The organism is Pseudomonas sp. P110(2024) (genome assembly GCF_057480795.1).
In genome coordinates this window covers 219,856-244,576 of sequence record NZ_JBLIYT010000009.1, presented here as the reverse complement: position 1 = coordinate 244,576, position 24,721 = coordinate 219,856, and the positions used below count along the sequence as shown (strand labels likewise).

The 24,721-nt window shown below is 63.0% G+C and carries 20 protein-coding genes and 2 pseudogenes; 17 read left to right on the top strand and 5 right to left on the bottom strand.

The features are described 5' to 3' along the window. Nucleotides 1–9 precede the first annotated feature (9 nt). From dgcA to AC25ND_RS16350, 7 genes are all read left to right on the top strand, one after another. A complete protein-coding gene (gene dgcA, locus AC25ND_RS16380; RefSeq protein ID WP_028688447.1) occupies nt 10–2,070 on the top strand; it encodes a dimethylglycine demethylation protein DgcA in 2,061 nt (686 codons plus the stop codon). A 207-nt stretch (nt 2,071–2,277) separates the two neighbouring features. After that, nucleotides 2,278–4,230: a dimethylglycine demethylation protein DgcB gene (gene dgcB / locus AC25ND_RS16375; protein WP_028688446.1), complete on the top strand. Its 1,953-nt coding sequence runs from the start codon at nt 2,278–2,280 to the stop codon at nt 4,228–4,230. Further along, nucleotides 4,230–5,462 carry an electron transfer flavoprotein subunit alpha gene (gene etfA, locus AC25ND_RS16370; RefSeq protein ID WP_186594629.1) on the top strand — a complete coding sequence of 411 codons (1,233 nt, stop codon included), beginning with the start codon at nt 4,230–4,232 and terminating at the stop codon, nt 5,460–5,462. Before dgcB ends, etfA begins: the two co-directional genes overlap by 1 nt. An 11-nt stretch (nt 5,463–5,473) precedes the next feature. Then, on the top strand, nt 5,474–6,244 hold the full coding sequence (etfB, locus tag AC25ND_RS16365) for an electron transfer flavoprotein subunit beta (protein WP_028688444.1): 771 nt from the start codon (nt 5,474–5,476) through the stop codon (nt 6,242–6,244). 451 nt (nt 6,245–6,695) lie between these two features. Continuing rightward, the gene (locus AC25ND_RS16360) at nt 6,696–7,535 is read left to right on the top strand and encodes an RHS repeat-associated core domain-containing protein (protein ID WP_182321875.1); all 840 of its coding nucleotides are present in this window, start codon (nt 6,696–6,698) and stop codon (nt 7,533–7,535) included. 81 nt (nt 7,536–7,616) lie between these two features. Then, on the top strand, nt 7,617–8,378 hold the full coding sequence (locus AC25ND_RS16355; RefSeq protein ID WP_083241987.1) for an RHS repeat-associated core domain-containing protein: 762 nt from the start codon (nt 7,617–7,619) through the stop codon (nt 8,376–8,378). Between the two features lie 6 nt (nt 8,379–8,384). Beyond that, nucleotides 8,385–9,128: an RHS repeat-associated core domain-containing protein gene (locus AC25ND_RS16350; RefSeq protein WP_082750398.1), complete on the top strand. Its 744-nt coding sequence runs from the start codon at nt 8,385–8,387 to the stop codon at nt 9,126–9,128. 150 nt (nt 9,129–9,278) lie between these two features. Here AC25ND_RS16350 and gbcA read toward each other — a convergent pair whose 3' ends face one another. Together gbcA and AC25ND_RS16340 are read right to left on the bottom strand one after the other, a co-directional pair. Then, entirely contained in the window at nt 9,279–10,571 is a 1,293-nt protein-coding gene (gene gbcA / locus AC25ND_RS16345; RefSeq protein ID WP_028688443.1) for a glycine-betaine demethylase subunit GbcA, read from the bottom strand. A gap of 71 nt (nt 10,572–10,642) precedes the next feature. Then, nucleotides 10,643–10,870, bottom strand: coding sequence for a protein GbcA (locus AC25ND_RS16340; RefSeq protein ID WP_175406147.1), 228 nt, complete (start codon nt 10,868–10,870; stop codon nt 10,643–10,645). On the opposite strand from AC25ND_RS16340, the gene gbcB reads away from it, so the two are divergent. Beyond that, on the top strand, nt 10,869–11,969 hold the full coding sequence (gene gbcB / locus AC25ND_RS16335; RefSeq protein ID WP_028688442.1) for a glycine-betaine demethylase subunit GbcB: 1,101 nt from the start codon (nt 10,869–10,871) through the stop codon (nt 11,967–11,969). The genes AC25ND_RS16340 and gbcB overlap by 2 nt on opposite strands. Before the next feature lie 124 nt (nt 11,970–12,093). Continuing rightward, a complete protein-coding gene (locus AC25ND_RS16330) occupies nt 12,094–12,855 on the top strand; it encodes an RHS repeat-associated core domain-containing protein (protein WP_238348069.1) in 762 nt (253 codons plus the stop codon). A 55-nt stretch (nt 12,856–12,910) separates the two neighbouring features. Here the strand turns inward: AC25ND_RS16330 and AC25ND_RS16325 are convergent, their stop codons facing one another. Together AC25ND_RS16325 and AC25ND_RS16320 are read right to left on the bottom strand one after the other, a co-directional pair. Further along, nucleotides 12,911–13,774, bottom strand: coding sequence for a methyl-accepting chemotaxis protein (locus AC25ND_RS16325; RefSeq protein ID WP_372454741.1), 864 nt, complete (start codon nt 13,772–13,774; stop codon nt 12,911–12,913). After that, a pseudogene (locus tag AC25ND_RS16320) lies at nt 13,766–14,521 on the bottom strand (MCP four helix bundle domain-containing protein); the annotation flags it as partial. The gene AC25ND_RS16325 and the pseudogene AC25ND_RS16320, both read right to left, overlap by 9 nt. A 291-nt stretch (nt 14,522–14,812) precedes the next feature. Here AC25ND_RS16320 and AC25ND_RS16315 point away from each other — a divergent pair. The 4 genes and pseudogenes from AC25ND_RS16315 (at nt 14,813) to AC25ND_RS16300 (ending at nt 17,415) form a co-directional block, all read left to right on the top strand. Next, complete coding sequence (locus AC25ND_RS16315) at nt 14,813–15,043, top strand: hypothetical protein (RefSeq protein WP_028688440.1); 231 nt, start codon at nt 14,813–14,815, stop codon at nt 15,041–15,043. Further along, nucleotides 15,040–15,342, top strand: a complete 303-nt coding sequence (locus tag AC25ND_RS16310; protein ID WP_028688439.1) for a cell division protein ZapA — start codon at nt 15,040–15,042, stop codon at nt 15,340–15,342. The genes AC25ND_RS16315 and AC25ND_RS16310 overlap by 4 nt, the downstream gene beginning before the upstream one ends. A gap of 135 nt (nt 15,343–15,477) precedes the next feature. Then, nucleotides 15,478–16,551 (top strand): annotated as a pseudogene (locus tag AC25ND_RS16305) (HAMP domain-containing protein); the annotation flags it as partial. Between the two features lie 126 nt (nt 16,552–16,677). Continuing rightward, on the top strand, nt 16,678–17,415 hold the full coding sequence (locus AC25ND_RS16300; RefSeq protein ID WP_372454740.1) for a methyl-accepting chemotaxis protein: 738 nt from the start codon (nt 16,678–16,680) through the stop codon (nt 17,413–17,415). Nucleotides 17,416–17,493: 78 nt separating this feature from the next. Here the strand turns inward: AC25ND_RS16300 and AC25ND_RS16295 are convergent, their stop codons facing one another. Next, nucleotides 17,494–18,534 (bottom strand): threonine aldolase family protein, encoded by a 1,041-nt coding sequence (locus tag AC25ND_RS16295; RefSeq protein ID WP_028688437.1) that lies wholly within the window; start codon nt 18,532–18,534, stop codon nt 17,494–17,496. A 272-nt stretch (nt 18,535–18,806) separates the two neighbouring features. On the opposite strand from AC25ND_RS16295, the gene AC25ND_RS16290 reads away from it, so the two are divergent. From AC25ND_RS16290 to AC25ND_RS16275, 4 genes are read left to right on the top strand one after another with little or no spacing between them, the layout of a single operon-like run. Continuing rightward, complete coding sequence (locus tag AC25ND_RS16290; protein WP_028688436.1) at nt 18,807–20,060, top strand: serine hydroxymethyltransferase; 1,254 nt, start codon at nt 18,807–18,809, stop codon at nt 20,058–20,060. Nucleotides 20,061–20,075: 15 nt separating this feature from the next. After that, nucleotides 20,076–21,326: a sarcosine oxidase subunit beta family protein gene (locus AC25ND_RS16285; protein ID WP_011536148.1), complete on the top strand. Its 1,251-nt coding sequence runs from the start codon at nt 20,076–20,078 to the stop codon at nt 21,324–21,326. A 16-nt stretch (nt 21,327–21,342) separates the two neighbouring features. Further along, a complete protein-coding gene (locus AC25ND_RS16280; RefSeq protein WP_028688435.1) occupies nt 21,343–21,678 on the top strand; it encodes a sarcosine oxidase subunit delta in 336 nt (111 codons plus the stop codon). After that, nucleotides 21,675–24,692, top strand: a complete 3,018-nt coding sequence (locus AC25ND_RS16275; RefSeq protein ID WP_088852228.1) for a sarcosine oxidase subunit alpha — start codon at nt 21,675–21,677, stop codon at nt 24,690–24,692. Before AC25ND_RS16280 ends, AC25ND_RS16275 begins: the two co-directional genes overlap by 4 nt. The last annotated feature ends 29 nt before the right edge of the window (nt 24,693–24,721 follow it).

Here is a 24,721-nt window from a genome sequence, read left to right as displayed (position 1 = left end):
GATAGCGTCATGGCCTTCGAAGCAATGTTCCAGCCGATCCAGATCGGCAAGCTGACCGTCCGCAACCGTGTGCTCAGCACCGCGCACGCCGAGGTCTACGCCACCGACGGCGGCATGACCACCGACCGCTACGTGAAGTACTACGAAGAGAAGGCCAAGGGCGGCATCGGCCTTGCCATCTGCGGCGGCTCTTCGGTGGTGGCCATCGACAGCCCGCAGGAGTGGTGGTCGTCGGTCAACCTGTCCACCGACCGCATCATCCCGCACTTCCAGAACCTCGCCGACGCCATGCACAAGCATGGCGCCAAGATCATGATCCAGATTACCCACATGGGCCGTCGCTCACGGTGGGACGGCTTCAACTGGCCGACGTTGATGTCGCCGTCGGGCATCCGCGAACCGGTGCACCGCGCCACCTGCAAGACCATCGAGGTGGAAGAGATCTGGCGGGTGATCGGCAACTACGCGCAAGCCGCGCGTCGCGCCAAGGAGGGCGGCCTGGACGGCGTCGAGCTGTCGGCTGTGCACCAGCACATGATCGACCAGTTCTGGAGCCCGCGGGTCAACAAGCGTACCGACGAGTGGGGTGGCACCTTCGAGGGCCGCATGAAGTTCGGCCTGGAAGTGCTCAAGGCCGTGCGCAAGGAAGTCGGCGATGACTTCTGCGTGGGCATGCGTATCTGCGGCGACGAGTTCCATCCCGATGGCCTCAGCCACGAGGACATGAAGCAGATCGCCGCCTACTACGACGCCACCGGCATGCTCGATTTCATCGGCGTGGTCGGCTCGGGCTGCGATACCCACAACACCCTGGCCAACGTCATCCCCAACATGAGCTACCCGCCGGAGCCGTTCCTGCACCTGGCGGCCGGCATCAAGGAAGTGGTCAAGGTCCCGGTGTTGCACGCGCAGAACATCAAGGACCCGAACCAGGCCACACGCATCCTCGAAGGCGGCTATGTCGATATGGTCGGCATGACCCGCGCGCACATCGCCGACCCGCACCTGATCGCCAAGATCAAGATGGGCCAGGTCGACCAGATCAAGCAGTGCGTCGGTGCCAACTACTGCATCGACCGCCAGTACCAGGGCCTGGATGTGCTGTGCATCCAGAACGCCGCGACCTCCCGTGAATACATGGGCGTGCCGCACATCATCGAGAAGTCCACCGGGCCGAAGCGCAAGGTGGTGGTGGTCGGCGCAGGCCCAGCTGGCATGGAGGCGGCCCGCGTCGCCGCCGAGCGTGGCCACGACGTCACCGTGTTCGAGAAGAAAGACCAGATCGGCGGACAGATCACCATCGCCGCCAAGGCGCCGCAGCGCGACCAGATCGCCGGCATCACCCGCTGGTACCAGCTGGAGTTCGCCCGCCTGAAGGTCGACCTGCGCCTGGGTACCGCTGCGGATGTGGACACCATCCAGGACCTGCGCCCGGACATCATCGTGCTGGCGGTGGGCGGCCATTCGTTCCTCGAGCAGAACGAGCACTGGGGCGCCGCCGAAGGGCTGGTGGTCAGCAGCTGGGACGTGCTCGACGGCAAGGTCGCGCCGGGCAAGAACGTGCTGGTGTACGACACCATCTGCGAATTCACCGGCATGTCGGTGGCCGACTTCCTCGCCGACAAGGGCAGCCAGGTCGAGATCGTTACCGACGATATCAAGCCGGGCGTGGCCATGGGCGGCACGACCTTCCCGACCTACTACCGCAGCATGTACCCCAAAGAAGTGATCATGACCGGCGACATGATGCTGGAGAAGGTCTACCGCGAGGGTGACAAGCTGGTGGCGGTGCTCGAGAACGAGTACACCGGCGCCAAGGAAGAGCGCGTGGTCGACCAGGTGGTGGTGGAGAACGGCGTGCGCCCTGACGAGCAGCTGTACTACGCGCTCAAGGACGGCTCGCGCAACAAGGGCCAGATAGACGTGGAGGCGTTGTTCGCCATCAAGCCGCAGCCGATCCTCAGCCAACCGGGCGAGGGCTACCTGCTGTACCGCATCGGCGACTGCGTGGCCCAGCGCAACGTGCATGCGGCGATCTATGACGCCTTGCGGCTGTGCAAGGACTTCTGATCGCACCGCCTCTCTAGAGGCGGGATTGGCCCCCTGTAGGAGCGGCCTTGCGTCGCGAAAGGGTCGCGAAGCGACCCCGGGATCTGTGCATCACTGCTGAGCCCCAGGGGCTGCTTTGCAGCCCTTTCGCGACACAAGGCCGCTCCTACAGGGGTCGGTGCCGCCCTTGAGAGCGGCGCAGGATTCTAGCTGTTGTGGGAGCCTCCCATGTTGAACACCCTCTTACCCATCCTGCTGTTCGCCGCCCTCGGCCTGGCGGTGCTCGGCGCCCTGCGCCGGGTGCGCATGTGGCGGCGTGGGCGGCCGAGCAAGGTTGACCTGATTGGTGGCCTGCTGGCCATGCCACGGCGCTACCTGGTGGACCTGCACCATGTGGTCGAGCGCGACAAGTACATGTCCAAGACCCACGTGGCCACCGCCGGCGGCTTCGTGCTGTCGGCCGTGCTGGCGATCCTGGTGCACGGCTTCGGCCTGCACAGCACGATCCTCGGCTATGCCTTGCTGGTGGCCACGGTGATCATGTTCACTGGCGCGCTTTTCGTCTTCAAACGCCGGCTCGATCCGCCTTCACGCCTGTCCAGGGGCCCATGGATGCGCCTGCCGAAAAGCCTGCTGATGTTCGCGGCGAGCTTCTTCATCGCCACGCTTCCGGTTGCTGGCATCCTGCCGGAAGGTACTGGCGGCTGGGTGCTGGTCGTCTTGCTGGGTGTCGGTGTGCTGTGGGGCGTGTCCGAGCTGTTTTTTGGCATGACCTGGGGCGGCCCGATGAAGCACGCCTTCGCCGGTGCCCTGCACCTGGCCTGGCACCGCCGTGCCGAGCGCTTCGGCGGTGGCCGCTCCACCGGCCTCAAGCCGCTGGATCTGGAAGACCCGAATGCACCGCTGGGCGTGGAAAAGCCGGTCGATTTCACCTGGAACCAACTGCTCGGTTTCGACGCCTGCGTGCAGTGCGGCAAGTGCGAGGCCATGTGCCCGGCGTTCGCCGCCGGCCAACCGCTGAACCCCAAGAAGCTCATTCAGGACATGGTCATCGGCCTGGCCGGTGGTACCGACGCACAGTTCGCCGGCAGCCCTTACCCGGGCAAGCCGGTCGGCGAGCATGGCGGCCATCCGCACCAGCCGATCGTCAACGGCCTGGTGGATGCCGAGACGCTGTGGTCGTGCACCACCTGCCGCGCCTGCGTCGAGGAATGCCCGATGATGATCGAGCACGTCGATGCCATCGTCGACATGCGCCGCCACCTGACCCTGGAAAAGGGCGCCACGCCGAACAAGGGTGCCGAGGTGCTGGACAACCTGATCGCCACCGACAACCCCGGCGGTTTCGCCCCGGGCGGGCGGATGAACTGGGCGGCCGACCTCAACCTGAAACTGCTGTCCGAGGTGAAGCGCACCGAAGTACTGTTCTGGGTCGGCGACGGCGCCTTCGACATGCGCAACCAACGCACCCTGCGGGCCTTCGTCAAAGTGCTCAAGGCCTCGGGCGTGGACTTTGCCGTGCTCGGCCTTGAAGAGCGCGACAGCGGAGATGTGGCCCGTCGCCTGGGCGACGAGGCGACCTTCCAGCAACTGGCCAAGCGCAACATCCAGACCCTGGGCAAATACAGCTTCCAGCGCATCGTCACCTGCGATCCGCACAGCTTCCATGTGCTGAAGAACGAGTACGGTGCGCTTGGCGGCGAGTACCAGGTGCAGCACCACAGCACCTACATTGCCGAGCTGATCGCCGCGAACAAGCTCAACCTCGGCCAGCACAAGGGCGGCAGCGTTACCTATCACGACCCGTGCTATCTGGGCCGCTACAACGGCGAATACGAAGCCCCGCGCGAAGTGCTCAAGGCGTTGGGCATCGAAGTGCGCGAGATGCAGCGCTCGGGCTTCCGTTCCCGCTGCTGCGGCGGTGGCGGCGGTGCGCCGATCACCGACATCCCCGGCAAGCAGCGTATTCCCGACATGCGCATGGACGATATCCGCGAGACCGAGGCCGAGCTGGTGGCGGTGGGTTGTCCACAGTGCACGGCAATGCTCGAAGGCGTGGTCGAGCCGCGTCCGCAGATCAAGGACCTGGCCGAGCTGGTCGCCGATGTGCTGATCGAAGACGAAGCCCCTGCAACCGCGAAGTCGCAGGCTGCCAAACGTGAACCTGCGGAGGTGCACTGATGAGCGACATCATCCGCCGCGACCCACGCGCCGAGTGGATCGCCCGTAACCGCCTGCATCCGCTGCACGCGGCGATGCAGACGCAACAGACGAGCTGGATGGGCCCGCACGGGATCATCCGCAAGAACCCGCACGCGATCGCCGCCGGCTTCATCGGCCCCAGCGGCCTCAAGCGCATCGACCGCAGCGGCGCCCAGCAGGGCACCGGTGTCGGCGGGCGACGCAGCGCGGCCGCCGAAGTGCAGTTGCCGCTGCACAGCGTGGCGCAACCGGCCTTCTACATTGCCGTGGTCCCGGACATGGTCGGTGGTCGCCTGGGCAGCCATGACCGTGACCTTTTGGGCCTTGCCCACAGCCTTGCCGGCGGCGACGGCGCGGTGCTGGCCATCGTCTTTGGCGAGCACAAGGAAAACAACTTTTCCACAGCCGGCGTCGATCGCTTGCTGGTCATCGAGGGCGAGGCCTTCGCAGGTTATGCACCGGAGCAGCTGGTCCAGGGCCTGCGGGCTGTGGATAACCAGTTCGCGCCGCGTCACTGGCTGCTGCCTGACAGCCGTACCGGTGGCGGCGAACTGGGACGTCGCCTGGCCGCGGCGCTGGGCGAACGCCCTGCGACGCGGGTGTGGCAGGTCAAGGACGGCCAGTGCATCGGTCGTGCCGGTGCCGCCCAGCAGGATATCCAGCGGAGTGTGCCACGCCTGATCCTGGCCGCCGCCGAATGTGCCGAGCCGGTCAGCGAAACCCGTCATGAAGCGTTGCCGGTGGAGTTGTCCACAGGCGTGGCACGCAGCCTGTCGCGTATCGAAGACCTGGGTTCGGTGGCCGTGGACCCGGCGGCCATCGCCATGGCCGAGGCCGAGTTCATCGTCTCCGGCGGCAACGGCGTCAAGGATTGGGACCTGTACCACCGGGCCACGGCGGCCCTCGGCGCCACCGAGGGCGCATCGCGGGTGGCGGTGGACGACGGCTTCATGCCGCGCAACCGCCAGGTCGGCGCCACCGGCACCTGGGTCACGGCGCGGGTCTATGTGGCTGTGGGTATCTCCGGTGCCATCCAGCACCTGCAGGGTATCGGTGCCTGCGACAAGGTGGTGGCGATCAACATGGACCCAGGCTGCGACATGATCAAGCGAGCTGACCTGTCGGTGATTGGTGACAGCTCGGCAATTCTCAAGGCACTGATCGAGGCTGTGGACAACTTCCGCAGCGGCGGCCAGCGCGACGCGGCATAGGGGCAGCGAGCATGAGTACGAAAGTCATCAGCCTGGTCTCGATCGGCGCCCACCCCAGCTCCGGCCGCGCCCGCCGCGCCGAGCAGGATGCCCGTGCCGTGGAACTGGGCTTGCAACTGGCTGGGGATAACTTGCAGGTGGTGCACGCCGGCGATCCTCGCGAAGAGGCACTGCGTGCCTACCTGGGCATGGGGCTGGATCATCTGGATGTGCTGGAACAACCCGCCGGCGCCGATGTATTGGGCGTGCTCGGCGATTATCTGCGCGACGCGGGTGCCCAGCTGGTGCTGACCGGCAGCCAGGCCGAAACCGGCGAAGGCTCGGGCATGCTGCCGTTCCTGCTGGCCGAGAAGCTGGGCTGGCCGCTGGTGGTGGGGTTGGCCGAGGTCGAGTCCATCGACAACGGTACCGCCCAGGTGTTGCAGGCTCTGCCAAGGGGTCAGCGGCGTCGCCTGAAGGTGCGCCTGCCATTGCTGGCGACTGTGGATAACGCTGCGCCCAAGCCTCGACAATCGGCGTTCGGCCCGGCCCGGCGTGGTGTATTGGCGGCGCGCAATGTGGCAGTGATTGAGGATTCGTTGCTGGCCGAGGATGCCCTGCAACCGGCCAGGCCACGGCCCAAGCGGCTCAAGGTGATCAAGGCCAAGAGCGGCGCCGACCGCATGAAGGCCGCCACGGCCAAGGCCAGTGGCGGGGGGGGCAAGGTGCTCAAGGATGTATCTCCACAGGAAGGCGCCGAGGCTATTCTCAAGCTGCTGGTAGAGGAGGGGGTACTACGCTGATTTTGCCCACATTCACTGTTGGTCACGCTGTGGATAAACTGTTCGAATACCGCTGAAGCCCTTGTCAATCAATGTGTCTGCAGGTTTGTTCAATTTCTGAGCACTGGCATCTCCATTCATCATGGAAGCTATAGCGAACTGGGATTGATATGAGATATGCACAGACATATGCACAGACCTTGATTGGAGGGGGTTGTCAACAAAGCTTGTTCATGTCTCTGTGGACAAGTTGTTTGTGCAAGGCTGCAAGCACCGGACTCATTGGACTGTGGAGGAGTGACTATTTTTTGTTCATCAATGGTCGGAAGCAGCCAGGCGAAGCTGTGCCTGTGAGTTGTTGAAAAGAGGACCCACTTTACCAGGCGGGCTGCATGACCCTGGTAATTTTGCTAGTTAACGCTCCCTGACAGGCGGTGGTAGTGTTGCTGCCAGGTCAGACAGGGGCTTATCTATGTTCACGGCAAAGCTGTTGGTCACAGACCATCTACTTAGTCCTAGCCTTGTACGGGGGACGTCAGGGAGTGCGCCTGTCTCCTATACCCCCTACGGTGACCGTTCTTCGCGAACGGGTTTCGCATGCACAGGCTTCTCAGGCCAGTTTCGTGAGCCAATCTCAGGCAGCTATCTGCTGGGCAATGGCCGCAGGTCCTACAACCCTCAGCTGATGCGCTTCCATTCACCCGATGCACTAAGCCCATTTGCTGCCGGAGGCCTGAACCCCTATGCGTACTGCAAAGGTGACCCTGTCAACATGACCGACCCAAGTGGCAATTTCCCTGGATACAAGGCGACAGTGATGGGGAACGCGCCGGCACTCTATACGGCAGGTAAAATGGTAGTCAGTAGTCTCTACAATAGAACACTGCCATCGGCTAAAGATACCGTTGTCACGCTCGCCACAGCAGCAGTTGGCGGTGTAGGTATGTATGGTGCTCTGTTGCAGTATCACGGCGATCCGTTGGGTGATGATTATGCTAACTGGACAACGGCGATAAATGGAGTTGGAACGACTGCATATTTATTTATGAGTGATCTGCTGAAAGGCGGTACGTTAAGCCTTGAAAAAGTTCGGGAAGTCGGTGGAAAGGTGGCCAGTTATACCCGCGAAAGTTTCCGGACTCGACATGCAAGAGAAATCGAAATGAAGGAGTTGACCCAAGAAAATAAAGTAGTGCTTAGCACATTCAAGCAGGACAGCGTGGTAAACCTCCTAGGCACAAGTCCAGGCTCGTCGAGTTCGGGTAGCGTGCATCCTCTTACTAGTTCTGCTGGATCGCTAATACGAAGCTGATTAGTCACCTGGCTAGATAGTATTCGGCTTCGGCGCAACTACGGGGTATTCGTGCTGTTTCGACCTGTCGAGGTACCGACTATGAGCGTTTCATCATCATTGTTGCAGACGGATCTTCAGTACAGTGCCCTGGCCGCCATGCTTAGAGACGGATCTCGGTTCATTGCTTATACGGTATATGGCGCGTCTCCGGTAATAGTCGCTGGTACCTTGACGGGTTTTGATGGAGTAGTGCGAGACGGCTGTTTGGGGGGGTATCTGCTTGGAAATGGTTATCGTGTATACAGCCCCATGCTGATGCGTTTTTATTCTGCCGACCAGGTGAGTCCATTTGGGCGAGGTGGAGTAAATGCTTATGCGTACTGTCAGGGTGATCCAGTCAATTATCGAGATGACTCTGGGAGGGTGCGGAAACCTGCTCGAAAAATATCACTATCTGAATTCCAACTGGCTTCATTGGCAAGCCTGGCTAAAGAATTGACAAAAGAAATAAGTATCTTGGATGAACAGCTTGAAAAAAGCGGAAGGTTGTTGAGGAGTAGCCCGTCGCGTGGAGCGCCAAGTTCCGCAGAGAAAAGCCTTCGGGAGTCGATGGTGCAATTACAGCTGAAAAGGCATGAGGTCGAGAAGTCTCTTGTAACAGTTAATAATGAAAGCGCCAAGCTTTCGCAGTCAACATCAGCGACGTCATCGGAGTCAGAGTCACAAGCTAGTCAGCCTACTTCGCCCACACTCGCACTAATTTCTGTGCAGGTTCGTCAATCCTCTAGCTCTTCAGTTCACCATGATCCAGGAGCTCCTCGCCAAGTAAAAGAGCATTATTTTGTCTACCCAGGCAGGTGACACACCATGAGACAGGCTACTGTACTTCTAGAAGTTGACAGGCAGAAGAGTGCCTTGAATCTCAATTCGGGTCGTGGGTACACGCCGTTTGGCTACAGGCAGGCATATTTTTCGCTGATGGGTTTCACAGGTCAGTTATGTGAGCGTGGCCAGGGGGCGTATGCGCTCGGGAACGGACACCGCTTCTATAACCCCTGGTTGATGCGCTTCCATTCTCCAGATGCATTAAGCCCTTTTTCCCAAGGGGGGATAAATGCTTATGCCTATTGCGCGCTCGACCCCATAAATCATGTCGATCCTAATGGTCGATGGCTTTATACCGTCGCGAAGAACAATCTCGTGACGGTAAAAATATTCATGGAAGGAATTTATGTTGGTCAGAAGCTTGTAAAGCGCTATATCACCGGTTCAGAGGAGGGGTGGTATGAACCGAGAAAAGTTGGCGAGTATGTTTCCTACGCTTTCAAGGGGGCTGCAGTGGCGTTGTCAGCGATGTCTGAGCTTATAAGCAATCTACCAGGCCCTACGACGCCAAAAGAGCAGGATAGTTACGATCGACTAATGAGTGCCGCCGACAATTTGAAAGGCGCTGCCGCAGTTTTAAGTCTGGGTGCGACAGGTATCGAGATTCTCATCGCAAGTGTAGACATTTATAAAATGGTACAAAAAAATAGGCGAGTCGATGTGCGTCATGAGGCCGATATGTTGAGGCAGGCCGAGCAAAATGATGATCTACTGAACAGGCTGTAAAAGGCGATGTTTGATCTGGCAAGAGGAACTTGCCGCAGTCGTTACACCCCATCCCAGTGATGACAGGGCTATAGCCGCATCTTCGCATGATGAAGGTGGAATGCCCTACCTGCCGCTGGTTCAGTACTAGGCAGCACGTAGGGCCTGGGGTTACTGAGAAATGACTTCCTTTAGATAAGGCGCCGGCTCGGCACCAAGATTGTTAAGCAAGCGTTGGCTGTACCAGTCAATAAAGTTCACCACCCCGAACTCATAGGTCTTGGAGTACGGGCCAGGCTGGTAAGCGGTAGAATTGATCCCCCGCTGGTTCTCCTCCGCCAACCGACGATCCTGGTCGTTGGTGGCATCCCATACTTTGCGCATCTCCTCTGGGTTGTAATCAACCCCCTCGACCGCATCCTTGTGCACCAGCCACTTGGTGGTGACCATGGTCTCCTGCGCGCTGATCGGCCACACGGTGAACACGATCATATGGTCGCCCATGCAGTGGTTCCACGAATGCGGCAGGTGCAGGATGCGCATTGAGCCTAGGTCCGGATTCTTGATACGGCCCATCAGCTTCTGGCAGGCCTGCTTGCCGTCCATGGTCATCGACACGGTGCCCTTGAGCAGTGGCATGCGCACGATGCGGTTACGCAGGCCATGGCTCTTGTGCAGGTACGGAATCCCCTCGGCTTCCCAGGCGGCGGCCGAGGCGGCCACGTGGTCCTTGAATTCCTGGCTGGCGCGCGGGTCGTTGGTGTCGTCCCATTCCAGCAGGGTCTTCAGCAATTCGGGGTGTGAGCCACTGCAGTGGTAGCACTCGCGGTTGTTCTCCAGCACCAGTTTCCAGTTGGCCTTCTCCATCAAGGTGGTCTGCACCGCCACCTTGGTGTTCTCCATGTCGTACGGTTCCATGTAGTGGTCGAGGGTGGCGAGGAACTCGTCGATGGCTGGCGGGTTCTCGGCCAGGCTGATGAAGATGTAGCCACCGGCCACCTTCACGTTCACCGGTTTGAGGCCGTACTGGTTCATGTCGAAGTCGGCGCCCATCTCGGTGCCGGCGAACAGCAGGCGGCCATCGAGCTCATAGGTCCACTGGTGGTAGTGGCAGACCAGCTTGGCCACCTTGCCTTTGTCGCTGACGCACAGGCGCGAGCCGCGGTGGCGGCAGACGTTGTGGAAGGCATGCACCTTACCTTCGGCGCCGCGTATCACGATGATCGGGTTCTTGCCGATCTGCAGGGTGATGTAGTTGCCCTTGGTCGGGATCTCGCAAACCATGCCGGCGATCAGCCACTCCTTGTGGAAGATCTCCTGCATGTCGATCTGGAACAAGCGCTCGTCGCAGTAGAACGGCTGCGGCAGCGAGTAGGTGCGCTCGCGGGTCTGCAGCATTTCGGCGGTGGCCTTGCGTGCAGGTTCCAGTGGATCGCCCAGGCTCAGGGTTGCGGTGACGTCCATCGTGTGGTCCTCGTGGCCGCGCGCGGCCGGCTGAAGTGGCTAATCGTTGTTGTAGTGCCGCAAGGCTGTTGTTAGCGATAAACAACCTGTTGTTTTGCCGAGGAGTGTGCGTCCGGGCCGGGAAATGACCATATCCACGGGCGACATGGCCGCATCGAATTCCGACGCGCCAACCCTTGTAGCGCGGGGCTGGTCGCGATGAGCACGCCGATGTCGCGGATGGGAATGTACGGCGCGGTGCGCTTGCGCATTATCGGAGCCATGAGAATGGCCGACAGTCGGCTGCTGGAGATGAACATGTCCGATACCTTCCTCAATCCGGTTACCACCCAGACCTGGGCCAATGGCCGCCACATCGTGCGCTGCGTCAAGGTCATCCAGGAAACCTGGGACGTGCGCACCTTCTGCTTCATGGCCGACCAGCCGATCATGTTCTTCTTCAAGCCCGGGCAGTTCGTCACCCTGGAACTGGAGATCGAAGGTAAGCCTGTGATGCGTTCGTACACCATCTCCAGCTCGCCGTCGGTGCCCTACAGCTTCTCCATCACCGTCAAGCGCGTGCCGGGTGGGCTGGTGTCCAACTTCCTCCACGACACCATGCATGAAGGCGCTGAACTGCCGGTGCACGGGCCGGTGGGGTTGTTCAACGCCATCGACTTCCCCGCGGGCAAGACGCTTTACCTGTCCGGCGGCGTCGGCATCACCCCGGTGATGTCCATGGCCCGCTGGTTCTACGACACCAACGCCAATGTCGACATGGTGTTCGTGCACAGCGCCCGCTCGCCGAAAGACATCATCTACCATCGCGAGCTGGAGCAGATGGCCTCGCGCATCCCCAATTTCAGCCTGCACATCATCTGCGAAAAGCATGGGTTGGGTGAGCCCTGGGCCGGTTACCGCGGTTACCTGAACCAGCGGCTGATGGAACTGATTGCCCCGGACTACCTGGAGCGCGTGATCTTCTGCTGCGGGCCGACGCCCTACATGAACGCGGTCAAGCGCATGCTCGAGGCGGTCGGCTTCGACATGAAGAATTATCACGAGGAATCGTTCGGTGCGACGCCGCCTGAGGCGAAGGCCGACGCGGTGGAGCATGCCGAAGCGGCTGCCGATGCGCCGGAAGTGGATGTGGCCGACCTCAACCTGGTGGAGTTCGTCGGTAGCGACAAGAGCATCCGCGTGGCCCCTGGCGAGACCGTGCATGCGGCGGCGGCCAAGGTCGGGCTGATGATCCCCAAGGCCTGCGGCATGGGGATCTGCGGCACCTGCAAGGTACTCAAGCTCGGCGGCGAGGTGGAGATGGAGCACAACGGCGGGATCACCGAGGAGGATGAGGCCGAGGGTTACATCCTGTCGTGCTGCAGCGTGCCGAAGGGGGATGTGCGGATCGAGTATTGATCTACATTCGCAGGGGCCGCAAAGCGGCCCGGGTTACATGGGGTGCCTGATAATTTTGCCAGTTCCACTAGCGCCGCATCGCTGCCAATCTTCGGATGGAATTCACGGCGAAGGATTGTGGACAATGCCTACCTACTTGTTTGCCTGCGACAAGCAGAACACCCCCCTTGGCGGCATTGGTTTTTCCGATCGGGGCTTTACCGCCTATGGGGCGTTAACGTCACCGATCAGCCCGATGACAGGTTTCTGTGGACAGCCTCGTGACGCCCGGATGGATCGCTATCCATTAGGCAATGGGCACCGTCGGTACAGTCCTGCCTTGATGCGGTTCCAAGAACCTGACACGTTGAGTCCGTTCGACAAGGGCGGCATCAACATGTACATGTATTGTGCGGGAGATCCGGTGAACCGGCTTGACCCGACTGGCGGATACTCTGCCTTGGTCTCGCAGATCATTCAGCGCTCCGGGACCATCGCATTGCATACCGCCTCGCCGCTGGCGTTGTTGTTGGGGCCAGAGCCCAAGGGGGCGTTGGCGGTGAACGCCACACGGGTTGCCCTGGCTGGTTCCGCCACCAGTGTGGTGGCAGCAGGGTTGGGGTTGGCCGGGGTGGGGGCGGCAACCTATGTTGCCAATGCCGGGACCGCACTGCTGGCAGCGGGAGCAGGAACTCGGATTGCCAAGGCGGTCTGGGAGAACCGAGCGGAGCTCTGGCAGTATGTCAAGGAAAGTGTCAGCACCAATGTAAGGGCAGTGCTGGGCCTGCGCAGAGAAACAAGTACGCCGTCGACAACCGATGGAGCTTCCAGCGTTCAGGTATCCACGGTTGACCACGAAATTGTGTCACTGGGTGGATCCATGAATGGCATCAGGGCCTCTACCTGATGCCATTGGGTTAGAGGCAGTTAATCGCGGGCTTGCCTCGCTATGGCTGTAAAGGTCAGGTACGGAAGCGGGCCACCAGGCCGTTCAAGTCAACCGCCAGGCGCGACAGCTCGGCACTCGCCGCGCTGGTCTGATGTGCCCCGGTAGCGCTCTGCACCGACAGGTCGTTGATGTTCACCAGGTTGCGGTCCACCTCGCGGGCGACCTGAGCCTGTTCTTCCGCCGCACTGGCAATCACCAGGTTGCGCTCGTTGATCTGCGCCACCGCACCGGCGATGGTGTCCAACGCCAGGCCCGCGCCACGGGCGATGTTCAGGGTTGACTCGGCGCGCTCGGTGCTGGTGCGCATCGAGTCCACGGCCTGCTCGGTGCCGCCCTGGATGCTGCCGATCATCCGCTCGATCTCGCTGGTGGACTGCTGGGTGCGATGTGCCAGTGCGCGCACCTCGTCGGCGACCACGGCGAAGCCACGACCGGCCTCGCCGGCGCGGGCGGCCTCGATGGCGGCGTTGAGCGCCAGCAGGTTGGTCTGGTCGGCCAGGCCGCGGATCACGTCGAGCACCTTGCCGATATCGCGGGACTGCTCGGCCAGGTGGGTGATCAGCTTGGCGGTGGACTGTACGTCGCCGCTCATGCGTTCGATGGCGCCCACGGTCTCCATCACCAGGTCGCGGCCATCGCCGGCCGAACGGCTGGCTTCGCTGGAGGCCTCGGAGGTGCTTACCGCGTTGCGCGCCACTTCCTCGACCGCGCTGGTCATCTCGGTGACGGCAGTGGCGGCCTGCTCGATCTCGTTGTTCTGCTGCTGCAGGCCACGGGCGCTTTCGTCGGTGACGCTGTTCAACTCCTCGGCGGCGGAGGCCAGCTGGGTGGCGGAGCCGGCGATCAGCTGCAGGGTGTCGCGCAGCTTGTCCTGCATCTTGGCCATGGCCTTGAGCAGCCGCGCCGCCTCGTCGGTGCCTTCGGCGTGAATGCTGTGGGTCAGGTCGCCCTCGGCGATCTGCTCGGCGGCCTGCAGCGCTTCGTCGATGGGCTTGACGATACTGCGGGTAAGCAGGAAGGCGAACAGCAGGGTCAGCACCGTGGCGGCCACCAGCAGGCTGATCACCAGGGCGAAGGCGCCGCTGTACTGGTCGGCGGCCTGGGCATTGGTGGCGCTGGTCTGGTCAGTGTTGATGCGCACCAGGGTGTCCATGATCTTGTTGATCTGTTCGGAGTTGTCCAGCAGGTCGCGGTTGAGCAGGTCGCGCAGGGCGTCCAGATCGCCGGCCTGGCTCAGCGTGCGCATGCGCGCCTCGAGCTGGCGGTACTGGTTGAGCAGCAGGCCGTACTGGTCGAAGGCGGCCTTCTCGTCGGCGGCGGTCACCAGCGGCTCGTAGGCGCGGCGGGCCTTGTCGATCTGTGCGTTGCGCTCGTCCAGCAGGCGCAGGGTGTCCTGTTGGGTGGCCGGTTCGCGGTTGAGCAGCAGGCGGTAGGACAGGGTGCGCAGGCGCAGGTTGAGCGCGGTCAGCTCGTCGAGGGTCTTGATGCTGGGCACGCTGATCTCCTCGATGGTCACGCCGGCCTGGCGGATGTTGCCCATCTGGATCAGCGAGAACACGCCGAGGCCCAGCATAAGCAGGCCGATCACGGCGAACCCGAGCAGCGCGCGCGGCGCGATATTCATATTGCGTAAGGACATGGAGGCAGTTCCCAAGGCAGAAGAGGTGCCGCGATCCATGCGACGGAAGAGGACCTGCCTGCCTATCGGTCGTGACCGGCCAGTCTTGAGTCCGTCAGGCAAAAATTGTGAGGCAGCTAACTATTTTCCTGACCAGCGGTTGATCCAGGTCGGAACAAGGGAGCCGATCCTGGGTCAACCTGAACCCGGCAAACACCTTTTGAATCCGATATTTAATGGCGGGGGCGGCAGTTTTTCCTTATCGTGTGCGCCCTTTGCAACAACCGAGATAGACGCATGTTGGAAACTTCCCTGAATCAACTCGAGCAACTGGTCAGCGACCTGATGCACAAGAACGCGCAACTGGCCGAGCAAAACGCCAGCCTCGGCCAGGAACTGGCCCAGGCCAAGGAAGAGAATGACAGCCTGCAGTTGTCGCTGATGGAGCAGGAAGAGAAGCACGGCGCCACCGCCGCCCGCATCCAGGCCCTGGTCGAGCGCGCCAGCGCGGGTGTCGTGAACGCATGAGACTGCAAGCGCAGCCGGTCAATGTCGTGTCGATCCTGGGTAACGACTACTCGCTCAAGGCGCCCGAAGGCCAGGAAGAAACCCTCTCCCAGGCCGTGCGCATGCTCAACGTCGCCCTGGCCGAAACCAAGCGCAACTATCCGACCCTGATCGGCGACAAGCTGCTGGTGCTGGCCGCCCTGAATTTGTGCTCCAAGCAGATCGAACTGCAGCGCGAGCACGACCGCACCCTCGAGCGCACCCAGGCGCAGATCGACGCCACGGTCGATGCCATCAGCAAGGCCGTCTCCGACGTCTGACTGACGCCATCGCGCGGCGACTGGTAGCAGGCTTGCCCCGCGACTAGGGCGGCCGTTGTGTCGCGGATCACTGGAACAACTGGATACTTAAGTGTATACACTTCCCGAAAAACAATAATTAACGGGGAGTGGAACATGCGCATCTGGCGGCGGAGTATCCAGTGGCAACTGATCGCAAGCATGGGCGCCGCCCTGCTGGCGAGCATCCTGGTGGTGGTGGCGATCTATACGATGGCGCTCAACCGCTTGACCGAGCGCTACCTGGTGGACACGGCGTTGCCGGCCAGCGTCGAAGCCATTCGCAACGATATCGAGCGCATGCTCGGTCAGCCGCTGGTGGCGGCGGCGGACATTGCCGGCAACACGCTCCTGCGCGACTGGCTGGCCGCCGGTGAGGCCCCGGCCGAGCTGCCGCGCTTCATCGAATACCTGGAGGCGGCCAAGCAGCGCAACCACGCCTTCACCACTCTGTTCGCCTCGACTGTCACCGGCCACTACTACAACGAGAAGGGGCTGGACCGCACGCTCAGCCGCGCCAATCCCAAGGACAAGTGGTTCTACGGCTACATCGACAGTGGTGCCGAACGCTTCATCAATATCGATATCGACGGCTCCACCGGCGAGCTGGCGCTGTTCATCGACTATCGGGTCGAGAAGGACGGCCAGCTGGTCGGCGTGGCCGGTATGGGGCTGCGCATGACCGAGCTGTCGAAGCTGATCCACGACTTCAGTTTCGGCGAGCACGGCAAAGTGTTCCTGGTGCGCAATGACGGCTTGATCCAGGTCCATCCCGACCAGCAGTTCAGCGGCAAGCGCCAGCTTGCCGAGCAGCTGGACGTCGAGGCGGCCAAGGCCGTGCTGGTGGGCGGTGAAGGCCTGCGCAGCAGCCGTTTCCAGCGTGATGGCAAGGACTACCTGGCCCTCGGCCTGCCCCTGCGAGACCTGAACTGGACCCTGGTAGCCGAGGTGCCGGAAGCCGAGATCTACGCCCAGGCCCGCCAGGCCATCTGGCAGACCTGCCTGATCGGCGGCGGCGTGGCGCTGCTTTCGCTGTTGCTGGTGGTACTGTTGGCACGCGGGTTGGTCCGGCCCATTCGCCAGGTCACCGCCGCATTGGTGCAGATCGGCGGTGGCGCGGGAGACCTCAGCCATCGCCTGGACGACTCGCGCCAGGACGAGCTGGGCGACCTGGCCCGTGGCTTCAACCGCTTCCTCGACAGCCAGCGCGGTCTGATCGGCGAGGTGCTGCGTACGACCGAACGCCTGCACCGGTCGGTGGAGCAGGTGACCCTGGTGGTGGACAACACCGCAGAGCGCTCGGGCCGTCAGCAGGAAATGACCGAGATGGTCGCCACCGCCGTGCACGAAATGGGCCTGACCGTGCAGGATATCGCCCAGAATGCCGGCTCCGCCGCCCATGCCTCGCAGTCGGCGCGCGACGAGGCGCTGCAGGCGCGGGAGGTGGTGCGCCGTTCCATCCACAACATCGAAGGCATGTCCGGGGAGATCGGCCGCGCCGCCGAGGCGGTGACGCAGCTGGCCGACGAAGTCGCCTCGATCGACGAAGTGCTGGCGGTGATCCGCAGCATTTCCGAGCAGACCAACCTGCTGGCGCTTAACGCCGCCATCGAAGCGGCACGGGCCGGTGAGATGGGCCGGGGGTTCGCCGTGGTGGCCGATGAGGTGCGGACCCTGGCGCGGCGGACCCAGGTATCCACCGACGAGGTGCAGCAGATGATCCACCGCCTCAAGCAGGGCGCGGGCACCGCCGTGGCGTCGATGCAGGCGGGGCAGCAGGCGACCGGCAACGGCGTCGAGTCAAGCCAGCGCACCGGCACCTCGCTCGGTGCGATCACCGATCAGGTCGAGCGCATCAGCGGCATGAACGAGCAGGTGGCCACCGCCACCGAGGAACAGTCGGCGGTGACCGAGGAGATCAACCGGACGGTGCAGGGGATTTCCGACCTGGCGCGGCAGACGGCCAGCGAAGTGCAAGGGTGTCGCGAGGAGTGCCAGGCGTTGCGTGGGCTGGCCGATGACCTGGCGCGGCAGATGGGTGGGTTCCGCCTCTAGCTGATCGCGGGGCAAGCCCGCTCCCACAAGAGGCTTGGAATGCTCGTGGGAGCGGGCTTGCCCCGTGATGACGATATATCAGGCAGCAAAGATGGCGCGGATGTCCGCCGCCAGTTCACGCACCCGGGCTTCCTGGGTATCCCACGAACACATGAACCGCGCCCCACCGCTGCCAATGAAGGTATAGAACCGCCACCCCTTGTTGCGCAGCACTTCCAGCGCATGCTCCGGCATCTGCAGGAACACGCCGTTGGCCTCCACCGGGAACATCAGCTCCACCTCCGGCAAATCGCTCACCAGCGATGCCAGCAGCTGCGCGCAGTGGTTGGCATGCTTGCCATGACGCATCCACGCGCCGTCTTCTAGCAGACCAACCCATGGCGCCGACAGGAAACGCATCTTCGATGCCAACTGCCCGGCCTGCTTGCAGCGGTAGTCGAAGTCCTCGGCCAGGGCGCGGTTGAAGAACAGGATCGCCTCGCCCACCGCCATGCCGTTCTTGGTGCCGCCGAAGCACAGCACATCGACCCCGGCCTTCCAGGTCAGTTCGGCCGGCGAACAGCCGAGGAACGCGCAGGCATTGGTGAACCGTGCGCCGTCCATGTGCAGGTTCAGGCCCAGTTCCTTGCAGGTGGCGCTGATCGCCTTGAGCTCGTCGGGGCGATACACCGTGCCCACTTCGGTGGCCTGGGTGATGGTCACCACGCGGGGCTTGGGGTAGTGGATGTCCTGGCGCTTGAGCGCCACTTCGCGGATCGACTGGGGCGTCAGCTTGCCGTTGACGCTGGCGGCGGTCAGCAGCTTGGAGCCGTTGGAGAAGAACTCCGGCGCGCCGCATTCGTCGGTCTCGACGTGGGCGGTCTCGGAGCAGATAACGCTGTGGTAGCTCTGGCACAGCGAGGCCAGGGCCAGGGAGTTGGCGGCGGTGCCGTTGAAGGCGAAGAACACCTCGCAGTCGGTCTCGAACAGCTTGCGGAAGTATTCCGAGGCGCGTTCGGTCCACTGGTCGTCGCCATAGGCGCGTTCGTGGCCCTGGTTGGCCTTTTCCATCGCGGCCCAGGCTTCGGGGCAGATGCCGGAGTAGTTGTCGCTGGCGAATTGTTGGTTGTTGTCGATCATGACGCCTGTCCTTTTGTACGACGCAGGAACGCACTCTAAACCATCGATTTGGCGGTTGCCTATACAGGCTGTTTGAGCCGGATGCGGTCTCTTGGGAGAAGCGGCGCACCGCCGCTCCCACGCAACTTTCCTCAGCGCCTTGAACAATGTCGTAAACGCGCCATTGCAAGGCGCGCGCAGGCATCTGTGCCCCGGTGCCCGGCCATACCATCGCTGCAAAGGGTGGGAAAACCCTCACCAGACAAGAAACGATCGCTGCCGGGAGATACACGATGTTCAGCAAGCAAGACCAGATCCAGGGTTATGACGACGCACTGCTGGCGGCGATGAATGCCGAGGAACAGCGCCAGGAAGATCACATCGAGCTGATCGCCTCGGAGAACTACACCAGCAAGCGCGTGATGCAGGCCCAGGGCAGCGGCCTGACCAACAAGTACGCCGAGGGCTACCCGGGCAAGCGCTACTACGGCGGCTGCGAGCACGTCGACAAGGTCGAGGCGCTGGCCATCGAGCGCGCCAAGCAGCTGTTCGGCGCCGACTACGCCAACGTCCAGCCGCACTCCGGCTCCTCGGCCAACGGCGCCGTATACCTAGCTCTGCTGCAAGCCGGCGATACCATCCTGGGCATGAGCCTGGCCCATGGCGGCCACCTGACCCACGGTGCCAAGGTGTCGTCCTCGGGCAAGCTGTACAACGCCGTGCAGTACGGCATCGACACCACCACCGGCCTGATCGACTACGACGAAGTCGAGCGCCTGGCCGTCGAGCACAAGCCGAAGATGATCGTCGCCGGTTTCTCGGCCTACTCGAAGACCCTCGATTTCCCACGTTTCCGCCAGATCGCCGACAAAGTCGGGGCGCTGCTGTTCGTCGACATGGCCCACGTCGCGGGCCTGGTCGCCGCCGGCCTGTACCCGAACCCGATCCCCTTCGCCGATGTCGTCACCACCACCACCCACAAGACCCTGCGCGGCCCGCGTGGTGGCCTGATCCTGGCCAAGAGCAACGAAGAGATCGAGAAGAAGCTCAACGCCGCCGTGTTCCCCGGCGCCCAGGGTGGCCCGCTGATGCACGTGATCGCCGCCAAGGCGGTGTGCTTCAAGGAAGCGCTGGAGCCTGAGTTCAAGAGCTACCAGAAACAGGTCATCGAAAACGCTCAGGCCATGGCCCAGGTGTTCATCGACCGCGGCTACGACGTGGTCTCCGGCGGCACCGACAACCACCTGTTCCTGGTCAGCCTGATTCGTCAGGGCCTGACCGGCAAGGACGCCGACGCCGCCCTTGGCCGCGCTCATATCACCGTCAACAAGAACGCCGTGCCCAACGACCCGCAGTCGCCGTTCGTCACCTCGGGCCTGCGCATCGGCACCCCGGCCGTCACCACCCGCGGCTTCAAGGTCGCCCAGTGCGTGGCGCTGGCCGGCTGGATCTGCGATGTGCTGGACAACCTGGGCGACGCCGATGTCGAGGCCGATGTGGCCAAGAACGTCGCCGCCCTGTGCGCCGACTTCCCGGTCTACCGCTGAGTGGAGCAGAACACCATGCAACGTTATTCAGGCTTCGGCCTCTTCAAGCACTCCCTCAGCCACCACGAGAACTGGCAGCGCATGTGGCGCACGCCGACGCCGAAGAAGGTCTACGACGTGGTCATCGTTGGCGGTGGCGGCCATGGCCTGGCGACTGCCTACTACCTGGCCAAGGAACACGGCATCACCAACGTGGCGGTGGTCGAGAAGGGCTACCTGGGCGGCGGCAACACCGCCCGCAACACCACCATCGTGCGTTCCAACTACCTGTGGGACGAGTCGGCGCACCTGTATGAACACGCCATGAAACTGTGGGAGGGGCTGTCGCAGGACATCAACTACAACGTGATGTTCTCCCAGCGCGGCGTCTACAACCTGTGCCACACCCTGCAGGACATCCGCGACTCCGAGCGTCGGGTCAACGCCAACCGCCTCAATGGCGTGGACGGCGAGCTGATCCGCACCGAGCAGGTGGCGGCCGAGATCCCGTACCTGGACTGCTCGAAGAACACCCGCTACCCGATCCTCGGTGCCACCGTACAGCGCCGTGGCGGCGTGGCCCGTCACGATGCCGTGGCCTGGGGCTTCGCCCGTGCCGCCGACGCCCTGGGCGTGGACCTGATCCAGCAGACCGAGGTGATTGGCTTCCGTAAAGAGAATGGCGCCGTGATCGGTGTCGAAACCAACAAGGGCTTCATCGGCGCCAAGCGCGTCGGCGTGGTCACCGCTGGTAACTCCGGGCACATGGCCAAGCTGGCCGGTTTCCGCCTGCCGCTGGAGTCGCACCCGCTGCAGGCACTGGTATCGGAGCCGATCAAACCGATCATCGACAGCGTGATCATGTCCAACGCCGTGCACGGCTACATCAGCCAGTCCGACAAGGGCGACCTGGTGATCGGCGCCGGTATCGACGGCTGGGTCGGCTACGGCCAGCGCGGCTCCTACCCAATCATCGAGCACACCCTGCAGGCGATCGTCGAGATGTTCCCGATCCTCTCCCGGGTGCGCATGAACCGCCAGTGGGGCGGCATCGTCGACACCACCCCCGATGCCTGCCCGATCATCTCCAAGACCCCGGTGAAGAACATGTTCTTCAACTGCGGCTGGGGCACCGGCGGCTTCAAGGCCACCCCGGGCTCGGGCAACGTGTTCGCCGCGAGCCTGGCCAAGGGCGAGATGCACCCGCTGGCCGCGCCTTTCTCCATCGACCGTTTCTACAACGGCGCGCTGATCGACGAACACGGCGCCGCTGCCGTCGCCCACTGACCCGGAGACAACCGTCATGTTGCAAATCTTCTGTCCCCACTGCGGCGAGCTGCGCTCCGAGGAAGAATTCCACGCATCAGGCCAGGCGCACATCGCCCGCCCACTGGACCCCAACGCCTGCTCCGACGAGGAGTGGGGCACCTACATGTTCTTCCGCGACAACCCGCGTGGCATCCACCATGAACTGTGGGACCACGTCGCGGGCTGCCGCCAGTACTTCAACGTCACCCGCGACACCGTGACCTACGAGATCCTGGAAACCTACAAGATCGGCGAGAAGCCGCAGGTTACCGCCGCCTCGAAACAGAGCACCGCGCCAGCGACCGCCAAGGGCCAAGGGGAAAAAGTATGAGCCAGACCTATCGCCTCGCCAGCGGCGGCCGTATCGACCGCAGCAAGGTGCTGAACTTCAGCTTCAACGGCAAGACCTACCAGGGCTATGCCGGCGACACCCTGGCCGCCGCGCTGCTGGCCAACGGCGTCGACATCGTCGGGCGCAGCTTCAAGTACTCGCGCCCGCGCGGGATCATCGCCGCCGGTACCGAGGAGCCGAACGCGATCCTGCAGATCGGCTCCAGCGAAGCCACCCAGATCCCCAACGTGCGCGCCACCCAGCAGGCCCTGTATGCCGGCCTGGTGGCCACCAGCACCAACGGCTGGCCAAACGTCAACAACGACATGATGGGCATCATCGGCAAGGTCGGCGGCAACATGATGCCGCCCGGGTTCTACTACAAGACCTTCATGTACCCCAAGTCGTTCTGGATGACCTACGAGAAGTACATCCGCAAGGCGGCGGGCCTGGGCCGTGCGCCGCTGCAGAACGATCCGGACAGCTACGACTACATGAACCAGCACTGCGACGTGCTGATCGTCGGCGCCGGCCCTGCTGGCCTGGCCGCTGCGCTGGCTGCCGCGCGCAGCGGCGCCCGGGTGATCCTGGCGGACGAGCAGGAGGAGTTCGGCGGCACCTTGCTCGACAGCCGCGAAACCCTTGATGGCAAACCAGCCGTCGACTGGGTCAATGCCGTCGTTGCCGAGCTGGAGTCGCTGCCGGAAGTCACCCTGCTGCCACGCAGCACGGTCAACGGCTATCACGACCACAACTTCCTGACCATCCACGAGCGTCTGACCGACCACCTCGGCGACCGTGCGCCCATCGGCCAGGTACGCCAACGCGTGCACCGTGTGCGCGCCAACCGTGTGGTCCTGGCTGCTGGCGCCCATGAGCGCCCGCTGGTGTACGGCAACAACGACCTGCCGGGCAACATGCTGGCGGGTGCCGTGTCCACCTACGTGCGCCGCTATGGCGTGGCGCCGGGCCGCAAGCTGGTGCTGTCGACCAACAACGACCACGCCTACCGCTGCGCTTTGGACTGGCACGAAGCGGGTCTGCAGGTGGTCGCCATTGCCGATGCCCGCCACAACCCACGCGGTTCGCTGGTCGAAGAGGCTCGCGCCAAAGGTATCCGTATCCTCACCTCCAGCGCCGTGATCGAGGCCAAGGGCAGCAAGCACGTCACTGGCGCCCGCGTGGCCGCCATCGATGTGCAGGCGCACAAGGTTACCAGCCCGGGTGAAACCCTCGAGTGCGACCTGATCGCGACTTCCGGCGGTTACAGCCCAGTGGTCCACCTGGCCTCGCACCTGGGCGGTCGCCCGGTCTGGCGTGAAGACATCCTCGGCTTCGTCCCGGGCGATGCACCGCAGAAGCGCGTGTGCGTCGGTGGCGTGAACGGCGTCTATGCCCTGGGCGATGTGATCGCTGACGGCTTCGAGGGCGGTGTTCGCGCCGCCACCGAGGCCGGCTTCAAGGCCAGCGTCGGCACCCTGCCGAAAACCCTGGCGCGCAAGGAAGAAGCCACCGTGGCACTATTCCAGGTGCCCCACGACAAGGGCACCGCCCGTGCGCCGAAGCAGTTCGTCGACCAGCAGAACGATGTCACCGCCGCCGCCATCGAGCTGGCCACCCGCGAAGGCTTCGAGTCGGTCGAGCACGTCAAGCGCTACACCGCCCTGGGCTTCGGCACCGACCAGGGCAAGCTGGGCAACATCAACGGCCTGGCCATCGCCGCCCGCTCGCTCGGAATCGGCATCCCGGAAATGGGCACCACCATGTTCCGCCCCAACTACACGCCGGTGACCTTCGGCGCGGTGGCGGGCCGGCACTGCGGCCACCTGTTCGAGCCGGTGCGCTTCACCGCCCTGCATGCCTGGCACATCAAGAACGGCGCCGAGTTCGAGGACGTCGGCCAGTGGAAGCGCCCGTGGTACTTCCCCAAGCCCGGCGAAGATATCCACACCGCCGTGGCCCGCGAATGCAAGGCTGTGCGTGACAGCGTCGGCCTGCTGGACGCCTCGACCCTGGGCAAGATCGACATCCAGGGCCCGGACGCGCGCGAATTCCTCAACCGCATCTACACCAACGCCTGGACCAAGCTCGACGTGGGCAAGGCCCGCTACGGCCTGATGTGCAAGGAAGACGGCATGGTCTTCGACGACGGCGTGACCGCCTGCGTCGGCGACAACCACTTCATCATGACCACCACCACCGGCGGCGCCGCCCGTGTGCTGCAGTGGCTGGAGCTTTACCACCAGACCGAATGGCCAGAGATGAAGGTGTACTTCACCTCGGTCACCGACCACTGGGCGACCATGACCCTGTCCGGCCCCAACAGCCGCAAGCTGCTGGCCGAGGTCAGCGACATCGACCTGGACAAGGAAGGCTTCCCGTTCATGAGCTGGAAGGAAGGCCTGGTTGGCGGCGTGCCGGCACGGGTGTTCCGCATCTCGTTCACCGGCGAGCTGTCGTACGAGATCAACGTCCAGGCCAACTACGCCATGGGCGTGCTGGAGCAGATTGTCGAGGCGGGCAAGAAGTACAACCTGACCCCGTACGGCACCGAGACCATGCACGTGCTGCGTGCCGAGAAGGGCTTCATCATCGTCGGCCAGGACACCGACGGCTCGATGACCCCGGACGACCTCAACATGAGCTGGTGCGTGGGTCGCAACAAGGCCTTCTCGTGGATCGGCCTGCGCGGCATGAACCGTGAAGATACCGTGCGAGAGAACCGCAAGCAGCTGGTGGGCCTCAAGCCTGTGGACCCGAACGTGTGGCTGCCGGAAGGCGCCCAGCTGGTGTTCGATCCCAAGCAACCGATCCCGATGGACATGGTTGGTCATGTCACCTCCAGCTACGCGGCCAACTCCCTGGGCTATTCGTTCGCCATGGGCGTGGTCAAGGGCGGCCTCAAGCGCCTGGGTGAGCGGGTCTATTCGCCCCAGGCCGACGGCAGCGTGATCGAGGCCGAGATCGTGTCTTCGGTGTTCTTCGATCCGAAGGGCGAGCGGCAGAACGTTTGATTCCAGGATGACGGGATCTGCGAGGGAGC

Bases quoted from the DNA above. Each gene is read 5' to 3' on its own strand.
- gbcA (WP_028688443.1), bottom strand. From the start codon at position 10,571: ATGGACGTCACCGCAACCCTGAGCCTGGGCGATCCACTGGAACCTGCA.
- gbcB (WP_028688442.1), top strand. From the start codon at position 10,869: ATGTCCGATACCTTCCTCAATCCGGTTACCACCCAGACCTGGGCCAAT.
- AC25ND_RS16280 (WP_028688435.1), top strand. From the start codon at position 21,343: ATGTTGCAAATCTTCTGTCCCCACTGCGGCGAGCTGCGCTCCGAGGAA.
- dgcB (WP_028688446.1), top strand. From the start codon at position 2,278: ATGTTGAACACCCTCTTACCCATCCTGCTGTTCGCCGCCCTCGGCCTG.
- AC25ND_RS16275 (WP_088852228.1), top strand. From the start codon at position 21,675: ATGAGCCAGACCTATCGCCTCGCCAGCGGCGGCCGTATCGACCGCAGC.
- AC25ND_RS16360 (WP_182321875.1), top strand. From the start codon at position 6,696: ATGTTCACGGCAAAGCTGTTGGTCACAGACCATCTACTTAGTCCTAGC.
- AC25ND_RS16350 (WP_082750398.1), top strand. From the start codon at position 8,385: ATGAGACAGGCTACTGTACTTCTAGAAGTTGACAGGCAGAAGAGTGCC.
- AC25ND_RS16290 (WP_028688436.1), top strand. From the start codon at position 18,807: ATGTTCAGCAAGCAAGACCAGATCCAGGGTTATGACGACGCACTGCTG.
- AC25ND_RS16295 (WP_028688437.1), bottom strand. From the start codon at position 18,534: ATGATCGACAACAACCAACAATTCGCCAGCGACAACTACTCCGGCATC.
- AC25ND_RS16325 (WP_372454741.1), bottom strand. From the start codon at position 13,774: ATGCAGGACAAGCTGCGCGACACCCTGCAGCTGATCGCCGGCTCCGCC.
- AC25ND_RS16355 (WP_083241987.1), top strand. From the start codon at position 7,617: ATGAGCGTTTCATCATCATTGTTGCAGACGGATCTTCAGTACAGTGCC.
- dgcA (WP_028688447.1), top strand. From the start codon at position 10: ATGGCCTTCGAAGCAATGTTCCAGCCGATCCAGATCGGCAAGCTGACC.
- AC25ND_RS16300 (WP_372454740.1), top strand. From the start codon at position 16,678: ATGACCGAGATGGTCGCCACCGCCGTGCACGAAATGGGCCTGACCGTG.
- AC25ND_RS16315 (WP_028688440.1), top strand. From the start codon at position 14,813: ATGTTGGAAACTTCCCTGAATCAACTCGAGCAACTGGTCAGCGACCTG.
- AC25ND_RS16310 (WP_028688439.1), top strand. From the start codon at position 15,040: ATGAGACTGCAAGCGCAGCCGGTCAATGTCGTGTCGATCCTGGGTAAC.
- AC25ND_RS16285 (WP_011536148.1), top strand. From the start codon at position 20,076: ATGCAACGTTATTCAGGCTTCGGCCTCTTCAAGCACTCCCTCAGCCAC.
- AC25ND_RS16340 (WP_175406147.1), bottom strand. From the start codon at position 10,870: ATGTTCATCTCCAGCAGCCGACTGTCGGCCATTCTCATGGCTCCGATA.
- etfB (WP_028688444.1), top strand. From the start codon at position 5,474: ATGAGTACGAAAGTCATCAGCCTGGTCTCGATCGGCGCCCACCCCAGC.
- AC25ND_RS16330 (WP_238348069.1), top strand. From the start codon at position 12,094: ATGCCTACCTACTTGTTTGCCTGCGACAAGCAGAACACCCCCCTTGGC.
- etfA (WP_186594629.1), top strand. From the start codon at position 4,230: ATGAGCGACATCATCCGCCGCGACCCACGCGCCGAGTGGATCGCCCGT.